This window comes from Myxococcus sp. SDU36, assembly GCF_030168875.1.
GTDB lineage: Bacteria > Myxococcota > Myxococcia > Myxococcales > Myxococcaceae > Myxococcus > Myxococcus vastator.
Map to the genome: position 1 here is coordinate 2,798,058 of NZ_CP077414.1, position 25,350 is coordinate 2,823,407.

22 protein-coding genes are annotated in these 25,350 nt (G+C 71.0%); 10 read left to right on the forward strand and 12 right to left on the reverse strand.

Translation table 11 applies throughout. The features are described 5' to 3' along the window. Positions 1–43: 43 nt before the first annotated feature. Positions 44–1,429 (reverse strand): alkaline phosphatase family protein, encoded by a 1,386-nt coding sequence (locus KGD87_RS10790; RefSeq protein ID WP_284667381.1) that lies wholly within the window; start codon positions 1,427–1,429, stop codon positions 44–46. Between the two features lie 565 nt (positions 1,430–1,994). Between KGD87_RS10790 and pigA the strand changes: the two genes are divergently transcribed. From pigA to KGD87_RS10815, 5 genes are all read left to right on the forward strand, one after another. After that, entirely contained in the window at positions 1,995–3,134 is a 1,140-nt protein-coding gene (gene pigA, locus KGD87_RS10795; RefSeq protein WP_284667382.1) for a prodigiosin MBC biosynthesis dehydrogenase PigA, read from the forward strand. After that, a complete protein-coding gene (locus tag KGD87_RS10800) occupies positions 3,131–4,645 on the forward strand; it encodes an amino acid adenylation domain-containing protein (protein ID WP_284667383.1) in 1,515 nt (504 codons plus the stop codon). Before pigA ends, KGD87_RS10800 begins: the two co-directional genes overlap by 4 nt. Before the next feature lie 135 nt (positions 4,646–4,780). Further along, positions 4,781–8,473, forward strand: coding sequence for a hypothetical protein (locus KGD87_RS10805; protein ID WP_284667384.1), 3,693 nt, complete (start codon positions 4,781–4,783; stop codon positions 8,471–8,473). Further along, positions 8,470–9,009: a DUF1318 domain-containing protein gene (locus tag KGD87_RS10810; protein WP_176410332.1), complete on the forward strand. Its 540-nt coding sequence runs from the start codon at positions 8,470–8,472 to the stop codon at positions 9,007–9,009. The genes KGD87_RS10805 and KGD87_RS10810 overlap by 4 nt, the downstream gene beginning before the upstream one ends. Next, entirely contained in the window at positions 9,003–12,422 is a 3,420-nt protein-coding gene (locus KGD87_RS10815) for a TolB-like translocation protein (protein ID WP_284667385.1), read from the forward strand. Before KGD87_RS10810 ends, KGD87_RS10815 begins: the two co-directional genes overlap by 7 nt. A 31-nt stretch (positions 12,423–12,453) precedes the next feature. Here the strand turns inward: KGD87_RS10815 and KGD87_RS10820 are convergent, their stop codons facing one another. The 10 genes from KGD87_RS10820 to KGD87_RS10865 all read right to left on the reverse strand — a co-directional run bounded on the left by KGD87_RS10820 (position 12,454) and on the right by KGD87_RS10865 (position 20,487). Next, on the reverse strand, positions 12,454–13,263 hold the full coding sequence (locus KGD87_RS10820; RefSeq protein WP_284667386.1) for a sigma-70 family RNA polymerase sigma factor: 810 nt from the start codon (positions 13,261–13,263) through the stop codon (positions 12,454–12,456). An 84-nt stretch (positions 13,264–13,347) separates the two neighbouring features. Further along, positions 13,348–14,409 (reverse strand): hypothetical protein, encoded by a 1,062-nt coding sequence (locus KGD87_RS10825; protein WP_284667388.1) that lies wholly within the window; start codon positions 14,407–14,409, stop codon positions 13,348–13,350. A gap of 46 nt (positions 14,410–14,455) precedes the next feature. Next, positions 14,456–14,920 (reverse strand): DsrE family protein, encoded by a 465-nt coding sequence (locus KGD87_RS10830; RefSeq protein WP_284667389.1) that lies wholly within the window; start codon positions 14,918–14,920, stop codon positions 14,456–14,458. 25 nt (positions 14,921–14,945) lie between these two features. Continuing rightward, positions 14,946–15,989, reverse strand: coding sequence for a YeiH family protein (locus KGD87_RS10835; RefSeq protein ID WP_284667390.1), 1,044 nt, complete (start codon positions 15,987–15,989; stop codon positions 14,946–14,948). A gap of 28 nt (positions 15,990–16,017) precedes the next feature. Continuing rightward, entirely contained in the window at positions 16,018–17,616 is a 1,599-nt protein-coding gene (locus KGD87_RS10840; RefSeq protein WP_284667391.1) for a bifunctional metallophosphatase/5'-nucleotidase, read from the reverse strand. Positions 17,617–17,716: 100 nt separating this feature from the next. Next, positions 17,717–18,073, reverse strand: coding sequence for a rhodanese-like domain-containing protein (locus KGD87_RS10845; protein WP_284667392.1), 357 nt, complete (start codon positions 18,071–18,073; stop codon positions 17,717–17,719). A 138-nt stretch (positions 18,074–18,211) separates the two neighbouring features. Continuing rightward, positions 18,212–18,970: an anti-sigma factor family protein gene (locus KGD87_RS10850; protein ID WP_284667393.1), complete on the reverse strand. Its 759-nt coding sequence runs from the start codon at positions 18,968–18,970 to the stop codon at positions 18,212–18,214. Next, entirely contained in the window at positions 18,957–19,484 is a 528-nt protein-coding gene (locus KGD87_RS10855) for an RNA polymerase sigma factor (RefSeq protein WP_284667394.1), read from the reverse strand. Before KGD87_RS10855 ends, KGD87_RS10850 begins: the two co-directional genes overlap by 14 nt. Before the next feature lie 94 nt (positions 19,485–19,578). Next, positions 19,579–20,049, reverse strand: coding sequence for a DUF6691 family protein (locus KGD87_RS10860; protein ID WP_284667395.1), 471 nt, complete (start codon positions 20,047–20,049; stop codon positions 19,579–19,581). 12 nt (positions 20,050–20,061) lie between these two features. Continuing rightward, the gene (locus KGD87_RS10865; protein ID WP_284667396.1) at positions 20,062–20,487 is read right to left on the reverse strand and encodes a YeeE/YedE family protein; all 426 of its coding nucleotides are present in this window, start codon (positions 20,485–20,487) and stop codon (positions 20,062–20,064) included. A 94-nt stretch (positions 20,488–20,581) separates the two neighbouring features. Here KGD87_RS10865 and KGD87_RS10870 point away from each other — a divergent pair, with 94 nt between their 5' ends. Genes KGD87_RS10870 through KGD87_RS10885 form a run of 4 tightly spaced genes read left to right on the forward strand, consistent with a single transcriptional unit; the run spans position 20,582 to position 23,033 of the window. Further along, entirely contained in the window at positions 20,582–21,283 is a 702-nt protein-coding gene (locus tag KGD87_RS10870; RefSeq protein WP_284667397.1) for an MBL fold metallo-hydrolase, read from the forward strand. A gap of 31 nt (positions 21,284–21,314) precedes the next feature. Then, positions 21,315–21,641 (forward strand): rhodanese-like domain-containing protein, encoded by a 327-nt coding sequence (locus KGD87_RS10875; protein WP_284667398.1) that lies wholly within the window; start codon positions 21,315–21,317, stop codon positions 21,639–21,641. Positions 21,642–21,667: 26 nt separating this feature from the next. Then, positions 21,668–22,462, forward strand: coding sequence for a sulfite exporter TauE/SafE family protein (locus KGD87_RS10880; protein ID WP_284667399.1), 795 nt, complete (start codon positions 21,668–21,670; stop codon positions 22,460–22,462). A gap of 28 nt (positions 22,463–22,490) precedes the next feature. Beyond that, positions 22,491–23,033: a DUF421 domain-containing protein gene (locus tag KGD87_RS10885; RefSeq protein ID WP_176415115.1), complete on the forward strand. Its 543-nt coding sequence runs from the start codon at positions 22,491–22,493 to the stop codon at positions 23,031–23,033. A 6-nt stretch (positions 23,034–23,039) separates the two neighbouring features. Here the strand turns inward: KGD87_RS10885 and KGD87_RS10890 are convergent, their stop codons facing one another. Beyond that, positions 23,040–24,047 carry an SDR family oxidoreductase gene (locus KGD87_RS10890; protein WP_284667400.1) on the reverse strand — a complete coding sequence of 336 codons (1,008 nt, stop codon included), beginning with the start codon at positions 24,045–24,047 and terminating at the stop codon, positions 23,040–23,042. 291 nt (positions 24,048–24,338) lie between these two features. Here KGD87_RS10890 and KGD87_RS10895 point away from each other — a divergent pair, with 291 nt between their 5' ends. Continuing rightward, positions 24,339–25,307, forward strand: a complete 969-nt coding sequence (locus tag KGD87_RS10895; RefSeq protein ID WP_284668613.1) for a mechanosensitive ion channel family protein — start codon at positions 24,339–24,341, stop codon at positions 25,305–25,307. Positions 25,308–25,350: the final 43 nt, after the last annotated feature.

The window sequence follows — 25,350 nt, forward strand, 5'->3', positions numbered from 1 at the left end:
CGCCTCTTGCAGCGTCAACGCTCGGGTTGCTCGCGGAAGGCCCTCAGGCCGCCGCCTGCTGTCCGGTCAGGTGCGCCAGGATGAGGTCGTGGACTTGCGTGGCGTGGAGTGTCTCTGCCTCGATCAGCTCTGCTTGTCGTGTCATCAGCACCGGCCCGTTCTCCGGGCGGGTGGGCAGGCCATGCGCCCCCTTGAGGAGAGTGCCGTCCATCGAGACGACCTCCAGCCGGGCGCGCACGCCCAGCTTCTCCTTCAAGACGCTGCCCCCCAGGTCCAGCACCCGCAGACCCAGCTTCGGGTCCACGAACATCTCCAGCGGGTCGTAGCCCGGCTTGCGGTAGATATCGACGGTGCGCGCGTAGTCCGGCGCGCGCGCATCGTCGAGCCAGTAGAAGTACGTGAACCAGGCGTCCGGTTCGGCCAGGGCCACCAGCTCGCCGGAGCGTGGGTGGTCCAGGTGGTGGGTGCGCTTGCCCTCGGCATCGAGCACCTGGGCCACGCCGGGCTCCGCCTCGACCAGGGCCTTGACCTCATCCAGCAGCGCCGGGTTCCGGACGTAGATGTGCGCGATCTGCATGTCCGCGACGGCGAACGCCTCGCTGCCGCTGGGATAGACGACGTCACGGCCGCCCTCTTCCCGAATCGCCAGCCACCCTCGGCGGCGGAAGAGGCGGTTCAGGTGGACGGCCCGGGACACGGGGACCGCGCCGAACTCCGAGAGGATGATGACGCGCACGCCGCGCGACTCGTAGAAGCCAATCAGCTTCCCGACGACGTCGTCGATCTCCCGGAGGCTCTGGTGGATCTCCTTCGCGTCCGGTCCGAACGTGTGCGGCGTGTAGTCCAGGTGCGGCAGGAAGACGAGCGAGAGCGTGGGGCTGTGCCGCCGCTCCAGCCACATGGCGACGTCGGCGATCCACTCCGAGGAGCGGATGCTGTAGCGGGGCCCCCAGTAGTCATACGCGGGGAAGTTTCCCAGCGCCTCGACCAGCGGGTTGCGCAGGTGGAGCGGCTCCGTGAACACGTCAGGCAGCACCCGCCCGTCCGCGGTGAAGGACGGCTGCGGTGTGATGGCGTAGTCCGCCTTCGAATACATGTTCATGAACCAGCACACGCGGGCGCAGGTGAACCTGGGGTCGAGCGCGCGGGCGGCATCCCAGAGCTGCGGCGTCTGCACGAGCCCGTCGGACTGGGGCCAGAAGCGGACCTCTCCCAGCTCCCGGTGGAGCCACCCATCTCCGACGATTCCGTGCTCGCTGGGGTATCTTCCGGTCAGGAACGTCGCCTGCATGGTGCAGTTCAGCGCCGGCAGGACGGGCTGGAGCGGCACCATGCGCCCCCGCTCCACGAATGCCTGCATGTTTGGCGTCGAGGGGCCGACATACCTCGCGCTCAATCCAGGCAAATCCAAAACGACGCAACGTTCCATGCCCGAAGCAAACTGCTCACGGGCAAACCAGTCAATCACCGACCAGGTTGTCCCATACCCAGGTCTGAGTGGAGCGTTCAGCCAGTCCGGCCAGGTCAGCCGCGTGTAGAATTTTACCACGGCCATAGGCTGAGAAGCGCTGACGCGCGCGCTCGCGGCGGGAATGAGTGACACCGCACCCAGTGCAATGGGTAGTGAGACGAAACGGAATACAGGGTCTGGAAGGGTGGATCAGGCGCGCTCGGCGGGCCTCCGAGCCCCGGTCCTCCGCGGCGGCGGAAAACCGCGTCCTGGCCCATTTGTAACTCACTGAGTCCACCTCGGGCCAGACCCAGTAGATAGGAATTGCCGGGCCCCGCGCTTCAATCCCATCCAGCATCACCTCAAAAGACACACTTGCCGACAACCATCCCGGAGGTTCTTGACGGCTCGTTCCCGCGCACGCGAGACTTCGCCTGACTCCTCATACGTCTCACCATCCACCTCCGAGGGCCATGCAGCGCGAGCGCAAGGCGTTCGAAGCGCGCTCCCTCGTTGCTGTCACCCGTTGGAACGTCAGGAAAACATGGACTTCAGTTGGACTCACGAGCAGGTGGAGCTCTATGACCGTGCCCTCGCCTTCGCGCGAGCGCAGTTGCCCGAGGCCACCAGGCCCTCCAAGGAAGTCCTGCCACGCGAGTTGTGGCAGCGCTGTGGCGAGTTCGGTTTCCTGGGGCTCCCCGTGCCCTCGGCGCATGGCGGGCTGGGGCTGGACACGCTGACCACGGCGCGGGTGATGGAAGCGCTGGGGCGCGGCTGCGTGGACACCGGGCTGGTGTTCTCCGTGGGTGCGCACCTCTTCGCCTGCGTGATGCCCATCCTGGAGAGCGGGGATGACGCGCAGAAGGCCCGGTACCTGCCCCGCCTGTGCTCGGGGGAGTGGGTGGGCGCCAACGCCATCTCCGAACCGGAGGCGGGCTCGGATGTGTTCGCCCTGAAGACGCGGGCGGTGCGGGACGGCGACGGCTACGTGCTCGACGGTGGCAAGAGCTACGTCACCAATGGCCCGTCCGCGGACGTCTTCCTCGTCTACGCCGCCACGCAGCCGGCCCACGGGTACATGGGCCTGAGCGCCTTCCTCGTCGAGAAGGACACGCCGGGGCTCTCCGTCGGGCGCGCCTTCGAGAAGATGGGGCTGTCCACGTCGCCCATCGCCCCCATCTACCTGGAGGGGTGCCGCGTCCCGGAGTCCGCGCGGCTGGGTGCGGAGGGCCAGGGCGCGGCGATGTTCAAGCGCTCCATGCAGTGGGAGCGCGCGTGCCTCTTCGCCGCCTACGTGGGTGTCATGGAGCGGGTGCTCGAACAGACGGCGGACTTCGCCCGGACCCGCAAGCAGTTCAAGAAGGCCCTGGGGAAGAACCAGGCCATCTCCCACAAGCTGGCGGACATGAAGCAGCGGATGGAGGCGTCCCGGCTGCTGCTGTACCAGGCCTGCTGGAAGATGGACCAGGGCCAGGACGCCGTCATGGAGGTGTCCCTGGCGAAGCTGGCCATCAGCGAGGCCGCCATCCAGAGCGGCCTGGACGCCATCCAGATTCACGGCGGCATGGGCTACGTGGCTGAAACGGGCATCGAGCGCGTGCTGCGTGACGCCATCCCCAGCGCCATCTTCTCCGGTACCTCCGAAATCCAACGCGACATCATCGCCAACCAGCTCGGCCTATGACACTCGACCAAATCGTCATCCGTGCAGCGGCGAAGGCTCCCGAGTCCATCGCCATCAAGGGTCCCGACGGGACCCTCACCTACGGCCAGTTGGACGCGCACGCCAACCGCGTCGCCCGCGCGCTCCAGGAGCTGGGCGTGAAGCGGGGAGACCGCGTGGGGCTTTGGACGGAGAAGTCCGTGCGCGCCGTCGCCGCGATGCAGGGCATCGCCCGGCTGGGCGCCGCCTACGTCCCCATGGACCCGCTGAACCCGGCGGTGCGGACGCGGCTCATCCTCGACGACTGCGGCATCGACGTGATGGTGACCACCACCACGCGCGCGGCCGAGCTCCACAACGCGGGCGTGAGCCGGATGCGCTACCTGCTGGTGGACGACAAGGGGCCGGAGATCTGCTGGAACCGGCTGAGCGGCTTCTCCTCCGCGCCGCTGCCGCCGCATGGCGCGGGTGACGACGACCTGGCGTACATCCTCTATACGTCGGGCTCCACGGGAGCGCCCAAGGGCGTGTGCATCAGCCAGCGCAACGCGATGGCCTTCATCGAGTGGTGCCACGAGCTGCTCGGCACCACGCCGGAGGACCGCTTCAGCAACCACGCGCCGTTCTTCTTCGACCTCTCGGTGCTGGACCTGTACGCGGCCTTCCGGGGCGGCGCGTCCGTCACGCTCATCCCGGAGGCGCTGGCCTTCGCGCCGGAGAAGCTGGTGGAGCTGGTCCTCCGCGAGCGGTTCACCTGCTGGTACTCGGTCCCTTCGGCGCTGATGCTGATGATGCAGGAAGGGGGGCTGCTGAAGCATGGCCCGCTGCCCTTCCGCGCCGTGCTCTTCGCGGGCGAGCCCTTTCCCATCCGGCACCTGCGCCCGCTCCGGGAGCACCTGGGGCACGCGCGGTTCTTCAACCTCTATGGCCCCACGGAGACCAACGTCTGCACCTTCCATGAGGTGACGGACGTCTCACCTCACCGCACCGAGCCGGTGCCCATCGGCCGCGCGAGCTGCGGCAACCGCGTGTGGCTGGCCCGGCCGCCGCCGGACTCGGAGGAGGCACGGGAGGAAGGCGACGGCGTGGGCGAGCTGATGGTGGAAGGCCCCACGGTGATGCTGGGCTACTGGGGCCAGCCTCGCCACGGGAGCGGGCCGTATGCCACGGGAGACCGCTGCCGCGAGCTGCCGGACGGCACGTTCGAATACCTGGGCAGACGCGACAACATGCTGAAGGTGCGCGGGCGCCGCATCGAAGCGGGCGAAATCGAAGCGGCGCTGCTCACGCACCCGGACATCCGCGAAGCAGGCGTGATTGCCACCGGCTCCGGCCTGGAAGCGCGGCTGGTGGCCTTCGTGGTCAGCGGCGCCAGCAAGCCCCCTTCGCTGCTCAAGGTGAAGAAGCACTGCGCGGAGCGGCTGCCTCGCTACATGATTGTGGACGAGGTCCGCGTCCTGCCCGAGCTGCCACGGACTCCGAACGGCAAGCTCAACCGGCGCGCGCTTCGGGAGCTGACGCAGGCGCCCTGAGCCGGTCATCGGCCGCCAGGGCGCCTGGCGGCCGTCCTCATACCGTCCGAGCAACCGCCCCGCGCCTGCCCGCAACGTCTCCTCGACTTCGTACAGGCCCCCGACCATGATGGCCGCTCGCGTCAACCGAGCCCCATGGATTCCACCACAGCTGAACGGCCTCGCCGGCGGTGGGCCCGAGTCATCGCGGGCGTGGTTTTCACCATCCTGGTCGTGCTCCCCGCGCTGGCGCTGGTCGCTGCCGTGGTGGTGTCGCGCAACCTCGACAGCCCCTGGCTGAAGCAGCCCCTTGTCTCCGAGGTGGAGGCGGCCACCGGGCTCCAGGTGGACTACCAGGTCGCCCAGGTCGAGCTGCTCTCGGGGTTGAAGCTGGAAGGCCTGGTGGTCCGGACCCCCGCTCCGTTCCACGGCGCCGCGCCCGACCTGCTGCGCGTCGGCACCTTGGAGGCGCACTGGTCGCCCGGTGCGCTGGTGACGGGCCCCCTCCGGATTGAGCGGGTGGTGGCGAGGGACGTGGCGCTCACCCTGGTCGCTGACGAGTCAGGCGCCACCTCCCTCTCGAAGCTGACGGAGCCTGAAGCCCCAGCGCCGCCGCCCGTTGAAGCGCCGCCGGTGGGGGCCTCCCAGCAGGTCGCGGACCTCCTGCGAACGCCGCTTCCCGTCGGGCACGTCGACGTGTCGGGCGTGTCGCTGAGCTACGTCCGCGTCCAGCGTGGCGAGGTCGCCGAGCGGTGGTCCCTGCGTGGGCTGGCGGCACGGGTCGAAGCGAAGCAGCACGACGGGGAATGGAAGGTCTTCGCGAACCTGGGCCAGGCGGGCGCCCCGCTGCCGCTGGAGCTGCGCCACGAAGGCTTCGCCACGCCCCCGGCCCTCGCGGAGCTGGCGTTCGCCCTTTCAATGGAGGCCGGCGCGTCGGCCGCTCGCGCGCAGGTGGACCTCGATGTCACCCGGCAGACCTTCGACCCACGCTTCTCGCTCCGCTCGCTGCTTCACGGCGCGGTGGCCGCGCGGTTCGAGGTCGAGCAGCGCCACATCGCCGTGGAGCTGGAGCGAACCCACCTGACGGACAGCGCGGAGCTCCGGGCGCAGGCCGTGCTCCCGGATGCCGCGGGCGAGCCCCCGGTCGTGACACGCGCCCGGGTGGACGTCGAGCTTGGGAAGCTGCTGGCGGCGCTCCCCTCCGAATGGCGTCCGTTCACGCTCGTGCGCGGCCACGTGAAGCTGGACGCACAAGACGTCACCCTGAGCGCGGTGCCTCAACTGGGGCCCCGTGGAAGGCTGGGCCTGGACGTGGACGTCGCGGCGCTCCGGATGACGGGGGAGCCAGTCCAACTGGCGCTCGGCGGTGGGCGCGTCACCCTGGTGGCGACGCCCGATCCGCGGCAGGGGCTCTCCGCGCAGCTGACGTTCGGAGTCGATGGGCTCGACGTGAGAGGCCCCACCGCGCTGAGGATTCCGAAGGCCCACGGTGAAGTGAAGGGACACCAGCTCCGCCCGGAGCCCTCATCCCCGCTCCAGGTCGCCGGAGACGCGAGCCTGTCAGGCCTGGTGGAGTCCCTGGACCTCCGAACCCCCGACCTCCGAGCGAAGGCCGAACGGCTGGGCTTCCAGCTCAGCGCGCCGCTGGCGGCAGCGCCTCCCTTCGCGCTGAGCGCGGACATGCCCGTCGGGGCGCTCCACGTGTCGTCTCCGGATGGGCGCACGCTGCTGCAGGGCCCCGTGCGCGTGAAGCTCGAGGCGTCGGACGCGTTCCCGCGGCTCGACGAGCCCCAGCTCAGCCGAGCCCGCGCGCGGATCGTGCTCGACGTCGGCGACGCGCAGGTGTCCCTGGATGCCACCAAGGACACCGACGCGGTGGCCTACACCCTGGCCGCGCGGACGCCGGACCTCGCCGCCGCCCGCCCCTTCATTCCCGACCCGGTCGCGGCGCGCATCCCGTGGCGGCGCCTGGGCGTGAGCCTGGCCTCCCAGGGCAGCGTGAAGGCGCTCTTCTCCTCCGCGCCACGGCTGGAGCACCGCACGGAGCTGAAGCTGCAACGGCCCGCATGGGACGACGTGACGGCCAGCAACGTCGCCGTCGTGGTGCGCTCGCGGGGTGACGTCTGGCGCCACCAGGGCGACGTGGACCTGCGCGTCGAAGGGCTCAAGGCCGGTGAGAAGGACCTGGGGCTCCAGCACCAGACGCTGACCCTGGACCTCAACCGCCGGGAGCCCGCGCTCCGGTTGGGCCTCACCAGCCACGAAGGGCCCAAGGTCATGCTGGACGCCGCGGCGGCGTTTGACCGGAAGGCCCGCGCCCTTCGCATCGACGTGAAGGGCGACATTCCGCCGCTGGAGACCCTGGCGCCCTTGCTGGCCATGGCGCGGGTGCCCCCGGAGCTGAACGCCGGGCGGCTCGCGGTAGGCCTCGAGCTGCATGGCACGCTGCGCGGCGTGCTCACGGGTGTCTCAGCCGATGGCACGCCGCGACTTGCCCCGGACCCGGCGCGTACCGCCAGCTTCGATGGAACGGCGGCTGTGCGTGCGCGCGGCCTGCGCTGGCGACAGGACGCCCTGTTCGTCAACGTCCCCACGCTGCGTTGGGAGCTGGCGTCTCGCGTCGACGGTCTTAAGCGAACCGTCCACAGTGACCTGCGCGTGGAGAAGCTCACCGTCGGGATGAGCGACCGGCGGCTGGCCTTCTCGGAGCTGACCAGCGACACCACCGCCAGCTTCACCGAGGCGCTGGAAGCGGGCGACATCGAGCTGAAGCAGCACCTGACGCTCCGCGCGCTCGAACAGAACCCGGCGCTGCCCTATCCGGTCCAGGACCTGGAGGCGACGTTCACCGCGCGGCGCAAGGCCACGGGCGTCATCCACGTCCCCCAGCTCCAATTGACCCACGCGGGGACCGGCACCCAGTTGAAGGTCCGGGGGCGGCTCGACCTCAGCGAGGACCGGCGCCGCATGGGGCTCCGGGGCGAGCTGGCGCAGGACATGGCCCGGCTCACGCAGCCCGGAGTCCTGGAGGGAAGCGGCAAGGTCACCGTCGGCTTCCGCGTGAGCTCGCCCGACCTCGTCGTCTTCCGGACCGTCTCCAACCTGCTCCTCCAGGACTTGAACCTGCGCCTGCCCGAGCAGGGGTTCGAGGTGGAAGGGATGGACGGCAACGTCCCGCTCACCGAGAACCTCGAGTTCAACCAGGGACACCTGCGGCTGCTGAGCGACATCGACGTGAACCCGTACCCGATGCTTCGCTTCGCCGACCAGCATCCCCTGCTCTCCCGCAGCGGGTACGTGTCCGCCAGGCGCATCAGCACGCCGTTCGTCACCGTCGCGCCCCTGGCGGGGAACCTGTCCATCGACCAGCACGTCGTCTCCATGACGCAGTTGGAGATGGGGGTGCGCGGTGGGCGCATCACCGGGCAGTGGCTCCTGGACTGGCAAGGCAAGCGCTCCACCCTGGAGGCCCGCGTGCGAGCCACCGGCGTCCAGTCGTCCCGAGGTGAGCCCTTCGACGGCAACGCCGCGGTGGTCATCTCCGCGAAGGACCGCAGCATCGATGGCCGCGCGGAGATTCTGCGCATTGGAAACCGCCACCTGCTGGACCTGCTCGACATCGAGGACCCCCGCCATGTCGACCCCGCCACCAACCGGGTTCGCTATGCCTTGCGGCTGGGCTACCCGGAGCACGTGCGGGTGAGCTTCAACCACGGCTTCGGCAGCCTGCGCATCACCATGGGCGGCCTGGCGAAGCTGCTCAGCATCGACGAAATCCGGGGCATCCCCATGGGCCCCATCGTCGACCAGCTCATCAAGTCCATGACGCTTCTGGAGACGACGCCATGAAACACCGTGGGTTGCTGCTGTGGGCCGCCCTCGCCACGTCCGGGTGCATCAGCGCGCCGGAGATTGTCATGGTCGACCGCGCGACGGCGCTCGAGGAACAGGCCTCGGGCTCGTTCAACGACGTGGAGCAGCGGCTGGCTCGCGCGGGCATGAACCCCACGCCGGTGCCATTCACTCCCAATCAACTGGAGGCGCTGGGCATCCAGCCCACGCCGCTGGTGGAGAACATCGGCAGGACGCCAGCGGACCGCGTTGACGACCTGCTCCGACGCCACTGCGTGGGCGAGGGGCGGGACGGGCTGCTGGCGAATACCCGGCGCCGCTGCCAGGCCGGGCGCATGACGGCCGATGACGTGGCCCTGGTAGAGCGGGTGAACCGCTCACGCAAGCAGCTTTGGAAGTGGATGCGGTCGGCCCGCCCCGACGTCCCGGAAGAGACGCTGCGCCGCAACTGGCACAAGGTGCACGCGGAGGGTGTCGTCTGCGGCGGCTGGGTCGAGGCCGAGGATGGGACCTGGGGAGAGAAGCAGTGCTGACGCGCTGGCTGCGGTGCTGCGTGGCCTTGTCCGTGCTTCTCGCGGGCAGTGCCTGGGCTCAGGACGATGAGGACGACGGCGGCGTGCGCATGCCCACCCGGCTCACCGTGGGCGTGGGGGACCAGTTCCTGGGACAGCTGGCGCCTGATGGCAACACGTTGCTCTTCGCGTCCAACCGCAACATCGCGACCGAAATCTACACGCAGGACCTGGAGCGCGGCCGCGAGCGCCGGCTCTTCGACGAAGGCGCGGATGTCACCTGGCCGCGCATCAGTCCCGACGGGAAGCACCTGCTCTACATCTCGTTCCGGAACCAGGCCGGCGGCCAGCTGTGCGTGCGCGAGCTGCCCACCGCGAAGGAGCGCGGGTGCCTCGAAGGAGACGCCAACGCCCTCCAGGCGGAGTGGATGGACGCCTCGCACATCGCGCTGGTGAGCCGGGCCACCATCCAGGGCGACCTTCACCTGTCGCGAGTCGAGCTGGGTGGCACGTGGCGCGTGACGCCTCTGCTCGAGCGGAACCTGACCAGCCCGACCGTTTCTCCCGATGGGCGCTGGCTGGTCTACGTCCCCATCGAGCGCTCCGTGCGGCAGGTAGGCCCCGGCTTCGCCGCGCGCGCCGCGCCCCACCTGGAGGCGCTGCGCCTGGATGCTCCCGGCGCGAAGCCCGTCCCGCTGCCGCTCGACATCCCGGGGCAGACGGGACAGCCGGCGTTCTCCCGGGATGGGCGCTACCTGTACGTGGTGCAGTTCTTCACGGACTCGAACGCGGATGGCGTCATTGATGCCAGCGACAGCGGCGTGCTGTTCCGGGTGCCCTTCGCGACGGAGCGTGACGACGCCGCCGAGCGCGCCGCCGCCGCCCATCCGGACCAGCTCACCAGCGAGTCCTGGAACTGCCAGTACCCGGCGCCCGCGGCCACGTCTCTGGCGGCGACCTGTTCACGCTCGAAGTCCCTGGACGTGTACCAACTGCCGCTGGATGGCCAGGTCCCCAGTGCATGGGATGCGCGCCGGCTCAGCGCCGAGCTGCGGATGGTGGGCCGCCGCGCCGATGAGCTGCTGCTCTATCGCCACCGGCTGCTGCTCGAGACACGGCCCAGGCTCCGCCGCCTGCTGATGATGCGCATGAGCATGCTGCACCTGGCCTTCGAGGACTTCAGCGCGGCGGAGTTCTACGCCCGCCACCTGGGCTCGGTGAGCGACCCCACCACCGCGGGCCTGGAGGAGCCGCTGCGCGTCCTCATCGACCACCGGCGCGCCATGAAGGAGCGCGAGCGGGGCCGCATGGTGGAGGAGCTGAGTGTCGCGGAGCAGCAGCGCATGGCCGCGCTGGAGCCCGCGAACGCGCGCAGCCCCGCGGCCGCGGTCTTCCAGCAGGTGGTGCGCAGCGAGCTGGCGGATGACGCGGGGGACTTCACGCGGGCCCGGAAGGAGCTGGAGGCGGCCGAAATCGCCGACACCACGCCGCGCGCGGTGCTGGAGGCCTACCACGCGCGAGCGGACGCGCTGTACCGCGAGCTCGATGAGCGGGAGCCCTTGGTCGAAGTGGGCCGGCGGCTCTCCGAGCACCGCATCTTCCCGGCCGACGACCAGCTCGACTTCGCGCGCGCCGCGGTTCGCGCGCTGTACCGGGGACGGCCCTACGACGAAGCGGACGCGGCGATAGCGCAGGCCCTCACGACAGCGCCCGCGGGTTCGGCCTACGCGTACGCGCTGGAGCTGGGCCGCCACATCAATGCGCTCCGAAGCGACCGGCCACCTCGTGCCGTGCGGGAGGCGCTGCTCGGCTTCTACCGGCAGCAGCAGGACCCGCTGCGCAGAAGGGTCCTGGTTCAGGACGCCGTGGAGCGGTCGGCGGAGCTCGGCGCCGATGGCATCATGGAATCACTGGCGATGGTCTACGTCGACGACACGCCACCGGGGAGCGAAGAGCGCCGCCGCGCCGAGCGGCTCTTTCGCCGCGCCCTGATGGGCCGCGCCTACCGGCGGCTGGCACGGCAGCGCCAGGACAGGGCGCGTGAGGACTTCGACCTGGTGACGCAGCGGACGGGCTCGCTGGAGAGCGCCGTCGAAGCCATGAACCTGCGCTTGCGAGCCGGCGTGAGTCCGGACGTGGTGGAGAAGGAAGTCACCACCACCGCTCCGAACAGGGCGAAGCCGCTCGCGCACTTCGTGAAGGCCTACGTCACCGCGCGCCAGCTCTCCAAGCTGGAGGGGGATGCCCACGCCCAGGCCGTCACCTCGGCCATGAGGGAGCTGCGCGCCGCGTGGCCGGAGCTGAAGAACCAGCGCGTGGTGCAGGCGCTCATGGGCGCCATCCATCACGAGGACTTCCTGCGCAACCGCGACCCCGCCGCCGCCGAGCGCGCCAACCGCTACTACATGGTGGCCTTGGACCTGATGCGGAACAACGTCCGCTACCGGGCCATGATTCTCGGCGCGCTGGGGCTGCTGCACACGCAGGTGGGCAACTTCCACATCGCCCTGGGGTACCTCGAGCAGCGGGACCAGCTGCCCTATGTGGACAACTGGGCGGGGCTGGCCGTGTCCATGGCGCGGGCCCATGCGCTGCTGCACGTCGACCGTGCAGCCGATGCGGCGCTGGCGGCGGACAAGGCCCTGGCCATGGTGGAGGCCACGCAGCGGCTGTCCAGGTTCCTGCCTCTGGCCCTGGACCGCGCCGCGCTCTACCACCTCGCCGCGGGCCGCTTCGACCGGGCGCTGACGCTCTATGACCGGGTGCTGCCGCTCGTGGAAGCAAGTCCCCAGGACGAAGAGGGCCTGCGCAACCGGATGGTGGTGCGATTGGCGCGGGGTGCCGCGGCGCTGGGTGCCGGCCAGCCACAGCGGACCTTGGAAGACCTGGAGCACGTCGAGCGCGGCCTGGCGACGCCCGCTGTCCGGAGCGCGCTGAAGTGGGCCCACTCCACGCCGGAGCACGTCCTGCGCTCGTATCGCCTCATCGCCTCGGGCCTGCGCGCGAACGCGGAGACCCGGCTGGGACGCCTGGACGCCGCGGCGCGGGCGCTCGAAACGCAGCGCAAGCTGTACCTTGCGCAGTTCGACCAACTGGACCGCGATGAGGACCTCCGCTCCGTGACGCTGGCGGAGCTGCGGCTGGCGGAGAATGCCGTGGACCAGCAGGCCCCCGCCCAGGCAGCGCGGTGGCTGGGCGAGGCGCTGAAGCATGCCGACGCGCTGGTTGCCCGCACGCACGCGGACGTCGATACGGGGCAACTGGACGTGCTCTGGTTCGCGGCACAACTGGATGTGAAGGGCGACGGAGGGTTGCCCTTCGACGTGTCCCAGCGCCTGGGCAAGGCACGACGCTCCCTCGTCGAGCTGCGCGACCCGGCGTGGCGCTCATACCTGGCGTGGTTCGAAATCTACTCGGCGCTCGCGGCCCCGTAGACCGCGCCCCAGGGCCTCCAGGGGAGCGGACTCAGGAGGGCAGCGCGCGTGACAGCGCCTGCCGCACCGCCGCGCGCACGGGCGCGGGGACCTCATCCCCGGGGATGCGCCGGCACAGAGACACCGTGCGCTTGAGCGCGTCACACGCCTCGCTGCAGCGGGGGCAGCGTGACAGGTGGTCCTCCAGGCGCACACAGGCGGCCTGGTCCACCTCCTCCGCGGCGAACTCCGACAGCTCCTGCGCCAGCTCCGGACACCCCGCGCGCTGCCCGTGGGCGCCCTCCCCCAGGAGGGTGGCGAGGTGCTCGCGCATCTGCAGCCGCGCGCGGTGCAGCCGGCTCTTGAGCGCCCGCACCTCGATGCCCACCACGCTGGCCGCCTCCTCGGCCGTGAGCCCCTCCACGTCCCGGAGGATGAGCACCTCGCGGTGCGCCTCCGGCAGCGCGAGGATGGCCGCCTGCAACACCTCGCCCATCTGCCGCGCGTGGGAGAGCATGTCCGGCGTCGCCTCCGCCGCCGCGACGTGGGTGGCTGACGGCGCGTCGAGCGGCTGGAAGTCCTCGGGCGCGCCGACGCGGCGGCGGCGCAGGCGGAAGCAGTGCGTGCGGGCCACCTGGTACAACCAGGTGGACAGCGCCGCGTCCCCTCGGAACGCGTGGAGGCCCCGGAAGGCGGAGAACAGCGTCTCCTGGAGGACCTCCATGGCGTCCTCCTCCGAGCCGCACATGCGCAGGCCAAAGCGGTACACCTGCTTCTCGTGGCGGGCGAGGACCTCGTCCAGGGCCTTGTCGTCGCCAGCGCGCACGGCCTCCATCAACTGCTCATCGGTTCGCGTCGACATCCGACCATCGCCTCCTCATCGGAAGAACGCCCGGTCACCAGGATGCCTTCCTGGATGGCGCCAGGAGGTTACCTCGCGCCAGACCTAGCGTCGGTGCTGAAGCGACAGGCCGAGTTGACCGCTGGACGGGCCGTGGCCGGGAGGCCGCCAGCTCCCTCCCAACGTGGCGCGAAGCGTCTGCCGCTGGAGATACCAGCTCAGCCCGGCATCCAGCCGCGCGCCGCCTGGGGTGTCCTCCAGCGCGCCGCCAGCGACCCGCGCCACCAGCGCCCACGGCTCGAGCACCGTGGCCCCTGGTCCTGGCAGGTTGAAGCCCGCGCGGAGATGCGCGAGCAGCGCGTGTCCCTGGGGGGAGGCCACCTGGTGGAGCTCGGCGGAGAGCACCAGCGGACGCAGGCGCAGGAGCGCGTCCACGCCCCAGGAGCGCGCGTCGCCCCCGGGCTCCGTGCTCCCTTGCAGCGCCAGGGTGAAGCCCGGCCGGAGGCCGAAGTCATTCATGGGCAGGCTGAGGGAATACGCCTCCGCCTCGGGCGCGCCCAGAGTGAGCGCGGCGCGGGCCACGAGCAGCGGCGGTCGCCGCGCCCCCTCCGGCCCAGGGCGGTACACCACCAGGCCTGAGTCATGACGCACGCTCCAGCCCTCCCCCTGGAGCAGGCCCCCCACGTCCACCCCCGGCGCGCGCCCCGACTCCGTGCCGGTGAGGTGTTCACGCAGCGGTCCTTGCGTGATGGCCTTGTCCAGCGAGTCCACCTCGAAGCCACTGGTGAGGCTCTCCCGGCCCACCTGCGGACGGAACAGCCCCACGCTCAACCAGGCGCGCTGGGGCAGCACGGTGAAGGTGGCGCTGGCCTCGTGGAGGGTCAGCGGCGGGCCCTGGAGCGGCCCGGGCAGGAGGACGAGCCGGTCGAACGACACCTCCAGCCCGCCCCGCACCCACGGCGACCCGGCCAGGTGCAGCCCCACCCGCCCACGTCGCAGGCTCACGGCGGCGGCGCCCGGAGCGCCCAGCCCCTGGTCGATTCGGACCTGGAGCGCCTCCTTGAGCTCCAGCCGCGGCCCGGTCTCCGCGGCCTCCTCCTCCACCACCTCCTCGGCCCGGCCCCGCCGCGCCACGCCGGCCAGGGCCAGCAGGCAGAGTGACAGCACGGTCCGCGTCCTGTGTGTCGCGCGCTCCATGGGTGGCCACGACTCGCTAGTAACGGATGACCTGGTAGCCCTCGGCCACCAGGCGCGACAGCTCCGCCACGCCGTCGTCCACCACGTCGGCCTGGGGCTGGAGCGTCTTCGGGTCGATGCCGAACTTCCGCAGCGCGGAGGCGCACGCCACCAGCCGCACGCCCGCGGCCTTCGCCGCCTGGGCCGCCTCGCGGACCTCCGCCGGCACGGCCTTCACCGTCGGGTCCAGCGCCACCACCGCGCGGCCGTAGGTGAGCCACACCACGTCCGAGAGGTAGCCCGACTCCTTGGCGTTCTTCACGTGCCGGAGGGAGCTGGACAGGGTGCCGAGGTCCTCCAGGCCCGTGGTGGCCACGAAGACGAGCTTGCCCTGGCGAGCGGGCACCTCCTGCTTCGCGGGCTGGGACGGCGGCGCGGCGAGCGAGGCCAGGGGCGCGGTGACAAGCGCGATGACGAGCAACGGCAGGACGCGATTCATCATGACGGACTCCGCATCAGTTCGAGGACTACTGGATGGACAGCAACTGGATGAGTCCCCAGGCGGACAGCGCCAGGGCGGCGAAGCCAACGAGGCCCGCGTAGACGACCCGCATGCCCGCGCGGCGGACCATGCGCAGGTGGGTGCCCAACCCCATTGCCGCCATGGCCATCACCATGAGGAAGACGCTGGCGGTGGAGAGCCACGCCTTGGCGGCGGCGGGCACCACGCCCACCGTGCCCAGCACGCCCACCGCGAGGAAGCCGATGACGAACCACGGGATGGGCGGCTCCCGCAGCGAGTAGCGCACCTGCTCGCCCGCGCCGGAGACCAGCCCCAGCACCACGAGCGCGGGGGCCAGCAGCACCACGCGGGTGAGCTTGACCAGCGTGCCCAGGTCCCCGGCGGAGGTGCCCCAGGTGAAGGCCGCGGCCATGACCTGCGCCACCTCATGCAACGTGGCGCCCGACAGGATGGCGAGCTGCGCGGTGCTCAGCCCCAGCAGCGGCCCCACGAAGACGTAGAAGAGGACGCCCACCGTGCCCAGGATTCCGCACAGGCCCACCGCCAGCGTGGTGTCCTCCTCCTCCGCGCCGGTGACGGAGCTGGCGGCCACCACCGCGCTGGCGCCACAAATGGAAGTGCCCACGGCCAGCAACGTGCCCAGCTTCTCCGGCACGCCGAAGCGCTTCGTCACCCAGCGGATGCCCAGGATGCCGCCGACGATGACGGCCAGGGCCAGCAGCAGCACGCGCGGGCCCACCTTCGCCACCAACCCGAAGTCGAGCCGCGCCCCCATCAGCACGATGCCCAACCGCAGCACCGTGCGCGCCGAGTAGCGCGTGCCCTCCACCAGGCCAGGGGCCAGCCCCAGGGCCGTGCGCAGGGAGATGCCAATCAACAGGGCCACCGTGAGGGGCCCCACCACCTTGAGGCCGGGGAGCGTGGCCAGCCCGTAGCTGACCACCGCCAGCCCAGCGGCGAGCCCGAGCCCCGGCAGCCGTCGGCGCCAGGAGCCTCCTGGCTGAGGCGCGGAGGAAATCGAGTCGGAAGCGGCGAGAGGTGCGGTCATGTCAGGGGGCGGTGGGAGGAAGTCGCGCCTACGGATGGATCTGCTGGGTGCGGAGCACGGCCGGCAGGTCCACGCCCACCGCGCGGCCCTCCAGTGACGCGCGCAGTCGCGGCTTGCCGGCGAGGAAGCGGCGCACCGCCTCGTGCGCGTCCACTTCGAGCACCCGTGGCTCCTGGACGCCGGGGATGCGGCAGAGCATGTCCGGCGAGTCCCCTTCCCGCTCGCAGGCCGTCACGGTGTAGAGGCGCTCGTCCACCACCGGCTCGCCGGCGACCTCCAGGGCGAGCAGGCGCCGCCCCTTGGGAGCGTCCGAGCGGAAGCGCAGCGTCATCCCCGAGGGGCGAGGCAGCCACCCGCCGAAGCGCTTCTCCGGGTCCTTCGCGAAGACGTTCTCCAGCTCCTGCTCCCAGAAGGCGCGGAGCTGGCGGCCACTCACCTTGCCCGTCTTCAGCTTGTTGGTGATGGGAAAGAAGCTCCACAGGTCCGCCTCGCGCACGGGCCCGGGCAGCAGCGGCGTGCCGAAGCGAAAGCCGTTGGAGAGGCCAATCTGCGTCCCGCCCGCTGCGCGGATGGCGTCAGCCAGCACGTTGTCCAGCGGGTTCTCCACCACCGCGTAGCGCGCGAGCGTCACGCCGGTGTGCCCCACTGGTGTGGACAGCGCCTCCTCGTAAGGCGCGAGCGCGGCGTCCACGAGCCGCGCCACCTCCGGGTCCTCGGGGAAGCGCGACGCGGTCAGCTCGATGAGCTCCCACCGGCGGTCCACCACCTTCCCGTCCTCCAGCCACAAGTCCATCCGGCCGAGGAAGGAGCCGAAGGCGCCGGGCTCCACCACCCAGCTACCCGCCTGCTCGATGGGCGCATAGGTGCGCTCATGCGTGTCGCTGGAGAGGTGGGCGTCCACACCGGGCACCCTGGCGGCCAGCCCCACGGCCTTGGCGAGCCCCACGTGTGTCATCAGGAGCACCACCTGGGCGCCCTCGCGCTCGCGCACCTCCCGCACCAGCGCCGGCAACACCTCCGGGCCGTCGTAGCGCAGCCCCTGGCTGTACCCCGGGGGCTGACGGCGCGGGACGTCCGGGTCCGTGAAGCCCACCACGGCCACCTTCACCCCGCCCACCGTCTTCACCAGGTACGGAGGAAAGAGCCGCTCGCCGCTGGCCGCGTCGCGCAGGTTGGCCGCGAAGAACGGGTGCTTCAGCTCGCGGGCGCGCTGGCCCAGCACCGCGGGGCCGTACACCACCTCCCAGTTGCCGGGCACCGCGCCGTCCAACCCGAGCGCGTTGAGCGGCTCGATGAGCGCCCCGCCCTCGCTGAGGGCCGCCGCGCCCGAGCCTTGAATCGTGTCACCGGCGTCGAGCACCAGCACGTCCCCACCGCGCTCGGCCCGAATCTGCTGGATGGCGGCGGCGACGCGGGCGAAGCCACCCGCCACTTCGATGCGCTCCTTCCCGTCTCGCCAGAAGAGCTCGGGGTGGGAACGCAACTGCGCGTGCAGGTCCGCCACGTAGAGGACGGTGAGCTGCTGTCGCTGGGACGTCGGAGCGCTGTCGGCGACCGGGGGTCGGGATGAAGCACAGCCGGAGGCCAGGACGAGCAGCGCGCCGAGCGCGGACACAAGACGGGACATCGTGGAGCACCTCACGAAGGGAGGAAGGAGACAGCGAAGGAGACACGAGGCGGGCCGCGCGGAGTTCCCGAACGGCGGCGCGCCTCGGACGCCTCGCGCGTCACGGCCACGCCGACATGGGCCCGAGGTCGAAGACGTCCTGGAAACCCTGCGCCTTCAACAAGCGCTCGGCGCGTCCGCTGCGCGCGCCACTGCGGCAGTAGACGACCAGCGGCGTCCCCGGCGAGCCAAGCTCACCGAGCCGCCGTGCCAGCTCTCCCACGGGGATGTTCACCGCGCCCGGCAGGTGCCCGGCGGCGTACTCATCAGGCGTGCGGACATCCACCAGCGTGGCGCCCGCCTCCACCCGGCGGCGGGCCTCGGCCCCCACGGCGGCGTCACCTGGCCGCGGGCGCGCGCAGGCGATGAAGAGGAGACCCACGAGCGCGGCGACGGTGATGACGAGAACGACCTTCATGGCGAGGCTCCATCCAGCACCGGAGGCCAGAGGGCCCCCGGAAAGTGCGTGCAGCCCGGTGAGAGCCGCGGCGGCGGCCAAAGGATTCAGCGCCCTCCCCGCCCAGCGTCCCGGCCGCTGCCCGAGCACCCATATGCCTCAGGGGGCAATGCGGGCCAGCGCGGCCAGGAGCACCGCGGACTCCAATTCGGAGACGACCAGCGCGCCCCCACGAGGCGCCACGCAGATGCGCTCACCCACGGGCCCCTGCGTACACCGGGGCCCGTCACCGGCGAAGCGGGCCGCCTCCCGCGCCGCGGGCGAGCCCGGCAGGGGAAGGAAGAGCGTCATCGCCTTGCCGCCCTCGTGCCGGTACAGCAGCGAGGCGGAGAGCTTCCCGTGCAGCCGGCAGCGACGGGCGCCCAGCAACGTCGCCCCGGGCACCACCGGCACCTCCACCGCATAGCCCACCTCCCGCTCCACCCACGCCTTCACTTCGGCCGGGTCCGAGGACTCGAACTCGCAGGGCGTCACCCGCGAGAAGGCCTTGAGGTGGTGCCGCTCGAGGTCCATCGCCAGCGCTTCATTCATGCCCATGCCGCTGGGCCAGGACGTCCAGAGCACGCCCACCGACATCAGCGCCGCGGCCAGACCCGCCGCCAGCCTCCGCCTGGGAAACGACGGCCGGGAGCGCGGCGCCAGCCGGGTGACGCGCTCCTCCAGCGCGAGCGGCACTCGCGCCTCCGCGGCGCCCTCCGCCTTCAGCGCCTGGCGCAGCGAGGCGTAGCGGGCCGCCTCCCGGGCACAGTCGGCGCAGCGGGCCATGTGACTCTCCACCGCCTGCTGCTCATGGGCCTGGCCCTCACCGTCGAACCACGCGGAGAGACGCTCCTGCCACTGGGGGCTACAGGCTTCCATGGGCCTTCTCCTTCTCGAGGAAGTCGAGCATCGCCAGCCGCGCCCTCGCCAGCCGCGAGCGCACGGTGCCCACCGGGCAGCCCTGCACCTGGGCGATCTCCTCGTAGCTCAGCTCTTCGACTTCTCGCAGCCACAACGTGTCGCGCCACTCCGGCGCCAGGGACTCGAGCGCCGCCTTCATCCCCGCGCTCAGGGTGCGCGCGTGCAACTCCTCCTCCAGGTCCGCGGAGGGCTCCGGTGGCGGCGCCCGGCCCAGGCCGCCCTCCAGCACCTCCAGGCGAGGCCGCAGGCCCCGGCGGGAGTTGAGGTGCACGGTGCGCTGCACGGCGAGCAGCCAGGCCTTCAGGCGCGCGGGCTCTCTCAACGCCCCGCGCTGCTCCAAGGCGCGCGCCAGCGTCTCCTGCACCAGGTCATCCGCCTCCGCGGCGCTGCCCGTCAGTCGGCGCCCCACCCGTCTCAGGGCGGGCAGGTGCTCCAGGGCACGTTCAATGAAGGCGCGGGCGCTCACGGGCATGAGGACACGGTGGAGCGGGTGAAAGGTTCCCGGTGAAGGACGAGGGCGCTCGGGAAGGCGGAGCGCCCTCGTCTTCCACGCGGCGTAGGTGGGGCTATGGAGCGGGCGCGGCGCCCACGCTCGGAGCCCCTGAACGCGATGCACCTACGCCGCCGCGCGCCTGCAGCACCTGCGCGAGATAGAAGCCGGCGAACATCGCGGGCACGAAGACGAGCAACGGGAAGGCCCCGGTCGCCAGCGCGGTGAGCGCGGGGCCAGGGCAGTAGCCGCCCAGCCCCCAGCCCACGCCGAAGAGGGCCGAGCCCACGAGGAGCTTCGCGTCCGGCTTGCTGGCGGAGAACGAGGGGAACCTGGCGGCGAACAGGGGCCGCGCGCGCTGGTGGATGAGCGGCCGCAGCGCCGCGTGAACGGCGATGGCGCCGCCCATCACGAACGCGAGCCGGTAGTCCCAGTCGCCCGTGATGTCGAGGAAGCCGAGGACGTTGGCCGGGTCCGTCATGCCGGCGAGGCCCAGGCCGAGGGCGAAGATGAGGCCGCTAAAGAACGCACTGAGGGAGGGACGCATGGGGGGCTTTCTTTAGAGGACGTGGCGAACCAGGAAGACGGTGAGGACGCCGGTGGCCATGAAGGTGAGCGTGGCGGAGATGGCGCGGACCGAGCCCCGGCTGATGCCGCAGACGCCGTGCCCGCTGGTGCAGCCGTTGCCCAGCCGCGAGCCGAACCCCACCAGCAGTCCGGCCCCCGCCAGCAGCCAGACGCCGCCCGCGCTCGGGGCCGAGGGCGCGGGGAAGGAGCCGGGCCGCAGCCAGGCGAGCAGCAGGCCCCCGGCGAGCAGCCCGGCGAAGAAGAGCACGCGCCAGGCGATGTCACCGCGCACGGGGGCCAGCAACGCGCCCACCACGCCGCTGATACCGGCGACCCGGCCGTTGGCCAGGAGCAACAGGGAGGCGCTCAGCCCGATGAGGGCTCCGCCGAGGAGAGGAAGGAGGAGGGAGGAGGTCATGTCGAGTGAGAGCCAGGTGCCCAGGAGAGGATTCAGCAGGAGGGCCTGAATCCTTCTTCCACGCCTCGGGCTCTCATGGACAGGAGGCTTCAACATGATTTTCCGGCAGCTTTTCGATTCCGAGTCCTCGACGTACACCTACCTCATCGGCGACGAGGCCACGCGCCAGGCCGTCCTCATCGACCCCGTGCTGGAGCAGGCCGACCGCGACCTGCAGTTGGTGGCCGAGCTGGACCTCACCCTCACCCACGTCTTCGACACCCACGTCCACGCCGACCACGTCACCGCGTCGGGCGCGCTGCGGGCGCGCACGCAGGCCACGGTGGTGGGGAGCGTGAACGGCGCCAGCTGCGCCAACGTCCAGGTCCGTCACGGGGACGAGGTGCGCGTCGGGCAGCTCGTCTTCCAGGTGCTCGCCACCCCGGGGCACACCGACGACAGCCTCAGCTACCTGCTCGGCGACCGCGTCTTCACCGGGGATGCCCTGCTCGTGCGCGGCAACGGCCGCACCGACTTCCAGAACGGGGACGCGAGCCAGCTCTACGACAGCCTCACGCGCGTCCTCTTCGCCCTCCCCGACGAGACGCTCGTCTACCCCGCCCACGACTACAAGGGCCGCACGGTGACGAGTATCGCCGAGGAGAAGCGGCACAACCCCCGCGTGGCCGGCAAGAGCCTGGAGGAGTTCATCCACATCATGGAGAACCTCAACCTGCCCAAGCCCAGGCTGATTGACGCCGCCGTCCCGGCCAACCGCGCCTGCGGACACACGGCGCCCTCACCCCAGGGCGCCTGAGCTCCTTGGCCCCTTCGCAGGAGTCCCGACCATGACACCCCGCCCCTATCAGAACATCGCGCCCTCGCGACTCGACACGCTCGGCCCCGAGGTGCGGCGCATCGACGTGCGCGAGCCGGACGAGTACACGGGCCCCCTGGGCCACCTGCCCGGCGCCGAGCTCGTCCCCCTGGGCACGCTGGAGGCCGCCGCCACCGCGTGGCCGCGCGAGGCGCCGCTGCTGCTCATCTGCCGCTCGGGCGGGCGCTCCGCGCAGGCGGCGGAGCTGCTCGCTCGTGGCGGCTTCAAACACCTCTTCAACCTGGCGGGCGGGATGCTCGCCGTGCGTGAGCCGCCCGCGCCCCGGCCCCAGGGCTGAGCGCGCGTCGCGACAGGACAGACACCATGCCCCTCCTCGGCTTCTCCCTCGCGGCGCTCATGGGCCTGTCGCTCGGCCTGCTCGGCGGCGGCGGCTCCATCATCACCGTCCCCATCCTCGTGTACGTCCTGGGCTTCGGGGCCAAGGAGTCCATTGCCATGGGGCTCGCCGTGGTGGGCGTCACCAGCCTCTTCGGCGCGGCGAGCCACTGGCGCAAGGGCAACGTCCAGTGGAAGGCGGCCCTCGTCTTCGGGGCGGTGGCCATGGCGGGCACCTACGCCGGGGCGCGCCTGTCCGTGCTCATCTCCGGGACGACGCAGCTCCTGCTCTTCGCCACGGTGATGCTCGTCTCCGCGGTCTTCATGTTCCGCAACGGCCGGAAGGACGCCGCGCAGGCGCCCGAGCCCCGGAAGGCGTCCTTCCCCCTCATGGCGCTGGCCGCGCTCGGAGTGGGGGGGCTCACCGGCCTGGTCGGCGTGGGCGGCGGCTTCCTCATCGTCCCGGCGCTGGTGCTGCTGGTGGGCCTGCCCATGAAGCAGGCGGTGGGCACCAGCCTGCTCGTCATCGCCCTCAACTCCCTCGTGGGCTTCGCCGGCTACCTCGGCCACGTCGAGGTGCCCTGGGTCTCCCTGGGCATCTTCACGGCCATCGCCGTGGTGGGCATCCTGCTGGGCACCTGGGCGTCCCACTTCATCTCCCAGGCGACACTCAAGGCGGCCTTTTCCGGCTTCCTCGTCGTGATGGGCGTCTTCATCTTCTTCAAGAACCGGGAAGCGTTGGGGCTGGGGGGCGGCGCCTCCACGACGCAGGATGCCCACTGACGTCACGCAGGACTCCAGGAGGAGGACGATGTTCTTCGACAGTTGGCATGACCTGGCCCGGGTGCTGTTCGTGGGCGCGGCGGCCTATGTGGCCCTCGTGCTGATGCTGCGCCTTTCGGGTCCGAGGACCCTCTCCAAGCTCAACGCCTTCGACCTGGTGGTGACGGTGGCGCTGGGGTCGACGCTGGCCACGGTGCTGCTGTCCAAGGACGTGGCCCTGACCGAGGGTCTGCTCGCCTTCGCCGTGCTCATCGGCCTCCAGTTCCTGGTCACCTGGACGTCGGGAAGGTGGCCCGCCTTCAACACGCTGGTGAAGTCCGAGCCGGTCATGCTCGTGCGCCAGGGCCGCTTCCTTCCCCAGGCCATGCGCCGGGCCCGGGTGGTGGAGGAGGAGGTGCTCTCCGTGCTGCGCGACCAGGGCGTGGCCCGGCTCGGGGCGGTGGAGGCCGTCGTGCTGGAGACCGACGGCTCCATGTCCGTGATTCGCCGGCAGGACGCGCCCCCGGAGACGCTGCCTCGGCCCAGGCAGGCGCGCCACGATGACGGGGACGCAGCCCGCCGCCCGTCGTAGGGCGGCTCAGGGACCGCCACGCCCGCCGGTGGCGCCGAAAATCTGCCCGGTGGAGTAGCTGGTCCCTGGGCTCGCCAGCTCCACATAGATGCTCGCGAGCTCCGCGGGCTGGCCAGGGCGGCCCATGGGCGTGTTCTCGCCAAACGTGACGAGGTTCTGCTGCGTCTGCCCGCCCGTCACCTGGAGCGGCGTCCAGAAAGGCCCCGGCGCCACGCCGTTCACCCGGATGCCCTGCTTCGCCAGTTGCTTGGCCAGGCACTGGGTGAAGTTCGTGATGCCGGCCTTGGTCATCGCGTAGTCGAGCAGGTTCTCCGGCGGGTCATACGAGACGACGGAGGTGGTGTTGATGATGGTCGCCCCGGGCTTGAGGTGCGGCACGGCCGCCTTGGTGAGCCAGAACATCGCGTAGAGGTTCGTCTTCAAGGTCCAGTCGAGCTGCTCGGTGGTGATGTCGAGGATGGAGTCGTGGCTCTGCTGCCGGGCGGCGTTGTTGACGAGGATGTCGAGCCCCCCGAGCCGGCTCACGGCGTCGGCGATGAGCTTCTTGCAGAAGGCCTCGCTCCGGAGGTCGCCGGGCAGCGTCACCGCCTTGCGGCCCGCGGCCTTGATGAGCGCCACCACCTCCTGCGCGTCGGGCTCCTCCGCGGGGAGGTAGTTGATGGCCACGTCCGCGCCCTCGCGCGCGTAGGCGATGGCGGCGGCGCGGCCGATGCCGGAGTCTCCGCCGGTGATGAGCGCCCTGCGGCCCGCGAGGCGGCCAGCGCCCTTGTAGCTCTTCTCGCCATGGTCCGGCCGGGGCTGCATCTTGCTCGACAGCCCCGGCCAGGGCTGCGACTGCTTCGCGAACGGAGGCTTCGGGTACAGCGTGACAGGGTTCTGGAGCGGCGCCGCGACGGCGGGTGCCGTCCCTCCGTCCTGGGCCAACGCTGGCGTGGCGAGCGCCGCTGCAACGCCAGTGGCCAGCCCTCCGACGACTTGACGGCGGGAAGGGGGGTTGTTGTCGTCCGAAGCCATGGTCTGCCTCCAGTTCAAGCCTGGGAGGTAGACGGAACGCCGCCTCCGCGAAATGCGCCGCGCTTCATCGAGCGTCCGTGTGGCGGCTCGAGAACAGTGCATCACCCGCTCCGTCCGCACCCATGCGGAAGCGCTGTCGGGCAACGCACGGTCCTCGTCGCCCAGGTGCTTTCGCTCCGACCTCACCTCGGGCCCGAATTCCTCCAGGCGCCGGGCCTGCGCCTGTCTGGTTGTCCGCCTCGTGACGCCCGCATCCTTGTGGCGCCCTGGAGGCCAACACAGCTTGTGGGCATGGAGCTGTTCGGCGTCCGCGTCCTCGGCCTCAACGCCGAGACGCTGCAGAAGGTGGTGCTGTCGCTGACCGTGCTCGCGGTGGTGCTGGGTGTGCGCGCGCTGCTGACGGTGGTGGTGGGGCTGGGCACGGGCGTGTCTCGCCGCTCCATCTGGGCGCGCAAGGGCGTCCGGCTCGTGTTCGGCGCGCTGGGGGCGCTGCTGCTCCTGTCCATCTGGTTCGACAACCCCAACCGCCTGGCGACGTTCCTGGGCCTGCTGGCCGGCGGGCTCGCCTTCGCCTCGCAGAACGCGGTGCTGTCCGTGGCGGGCTACTTCGTCATCGTCTTTGGCAAGACGTTCGACCTGGGCGACCGCATCCAGCTTGGAGACGTGCGCGGAGACGTGCTGGACATTGGCCTGCTCAAGACGACGGTGATGGAGATGGGGGTGCCCGCGCTGCTGAACCCCGACCCGCACCACTGGGTGTCCGCGCGCCAGTACACCGGGCGCGTCGTCACCGTCACCAACGCGGAGGTCTTCAAGCAGCCCACGTACAACTATACGCGCAGCTTCAACTTCCTCTGGGAGGAGCTCCGGCTCCCCCTGCGGTACGACACGGACCTCCAGCGCGCCGAGGCCATCGTGCTGGCGGCCGTGCGCGAGGCCACCGCCGGCATCATTGAGGAGGGCCACCGGGAGCTGGCCCACCTGCGCGAGCGTTTCCTCATTCATGCCAGCGAGCTGGATCCACGCGCCTACCTGCGGCTCACGGACAATTGGGTGGAGCTGAGCGTGCGCTTCCTCGTGAAGACGTACGGCGTGCGCGAGGTGAAGGACGACATCTCCCGGCGCGTGCTCATGCGCTTCCGCGAGGAGGGCATCGACCTGGCGTCCGCCACGATGGAGCTGGTGCGGCTGCCGCGCGTCGAGGTGCGCACCACCGAGGCGCCCGAAGCCGTCGAAGAACCCCTGCCCGCGCACCACTGACGCAGAGCCCTCATCGTGGTTCGACGGGGGCGACAGGGCCCTT

What these genes read in the sequence shown, in the direction of transcription:
- KGD87_RS10790 (WP_284667381.1), bottom strand. Translation starts at nt 1,429, where the DNA reads ATGGAACGTTGCGTCGTTTTGGATTTGCCTGGATTGAGCGCGAGGTAT.
- pigA (WP_284667382.1), top strand. Translation starts at nt 1,995, where the DNA reads ATGGACTTCAGTTGGACTCACGAGCAGGTGGAGCTCTATGACCGTGCC.
- KGD87_RS10800 (WP_284667383.1), top strand. Translation starts at nt 3,131, where the DNA reads ATGACACTCGACCAAATCGTCATCCGTGCAGCGGCGAAGGCTCCCGAG.
- KGD87_RS10805 (WP_284667384.1), top strand. Translation starts at nt 4,781, where the DNA reads ATGGATTCCACCACAGCTGAACGGCCTCGCCGGCGGTGGGCCCGAGTC.
- KGD87_RS10810 (WP_176410332.1), top strand. Translation starts at nt 8,470, where the DNA reads ATGAAACACCGTGGGTTGCTGCTGTGGGCCGCCCTCGCCACGTCCGGG.
- KGD87_RS10820 (WP_284667386.1), bottom strand. Translation starts at nt 13,263, where the DNA reads ATGTCGACGCGAACCGATGAGCAGTTGATGGAGGCCGTGCGCGCTGGC.
- KGD87_RS10830 (WP_284667389.1), bottom strand. Translation starts at nt 14,920, where the DNA reads ATGATGAATCGCGTCCTGCCGTTGCTCGTCATCGCGCTTGTCACCGCG.
- KGD87_RS10835 (WP_284667390.1), bottom strand. Translation starts at nt 15,989, where the DNA reads ATGACCGCACCTCTCGCCGCTTCCGACTCGATTTCCTCCGCGCCTCAG.
- KGD87_RS10840 (WP_284667391.1), bottom strand. Translation starts at nt 17,616, where the DNA reads ATGTCCCGTCTTGTGTCCGCGCTCGGCGCGCTGCTCGTCCTGGCCTCC.
- KGD87_RS10845 (WP_284667392.1), bottom strand. Translation starts at nt 18,073, where the DNA reads ATGAAGGTCGTTCTCGTCATCACCGTCGCCGCGCTCGTGGGTCTCCTC.
- KGD87_RS10850 (WP_284667393.1), bottom strand. Translation starts at nt 18,970, where the DNA reads ATGGAAGCCTGTAGCCCCCAGTGGCAGGAGCGTCTCTCCGCGTGGTTC.
- KGD87_RS10855 (WP_284667394.1), bottom strand. Translation starts at nt 19,484, where the DNA reads ATGCCCGTGAGCGCCCGCGCCTTCATTGAACGTGCCCTGGAGCACCTG.
- KGD87_RS10860 (WP_284667395.1), bottom strand. Translation starts at nt 20,049, where the DNA reads ATGCGTCCCTCCCTCAGTGCGTTCTTTAGCGGCCTCATCTTCGCCCTC.
- KGD87_RS10865 (WP_284667396.1), bottom strand. Translation starts at nt 20,487, where the DNA reads ATGACCTCCTCCCTCCTCCTTCCTCTCCTCGGCGGAGCCCTCATCGGG.
- KGD87_RS10870 (WP_284667397.1), top strand. Translation starts at nt 20,582, where the DNA reads ATGATTTTCCGGCAGCTTTTCGATTCCGAGTCCTCGACGTACACCTAC.
- KGD87_RS10875 (WP_284667398.1), top strand. Translation starts at nt 21,315, where the DNA reads ATGACACCCCGCCCCTATCAGAACATCGCGCCCTCGCGACTCGACACG.
- KGD87_RS10880 (WP_284667399.1), top strand. Translation starts at nt 21,668, where the DNA reads ATGCCCCTCCTCGGCTTCTCCCTCGCGGCGCTCATGGGCCTGTCGCTC.
- KGD87_RS10885 (WP_176415115.1), top strand. Translation starts at nt 22,491, where the DNA reads ATGTTCTTCGACAGTTGGCATGACCTGGCCCGGGTGCTGTTCGTGGGC.
- KGD87_RS10890 (WP_284667400.1), bottom strand. Translation starts at nt 24,047, where the DNA reads ATGGCTTCGGACGACAACAACCCCCCTTCCCGCCGTCAAGTCGTCGGA.
- KGD87_RS10895 (WP_284668613.1), top strand. Translation starts at nt 24,339, where the DNA reads ATGGAGCTGTTCGGCGTCCGCGTCCTCGGCCTCAACGCCGAGACGCTG.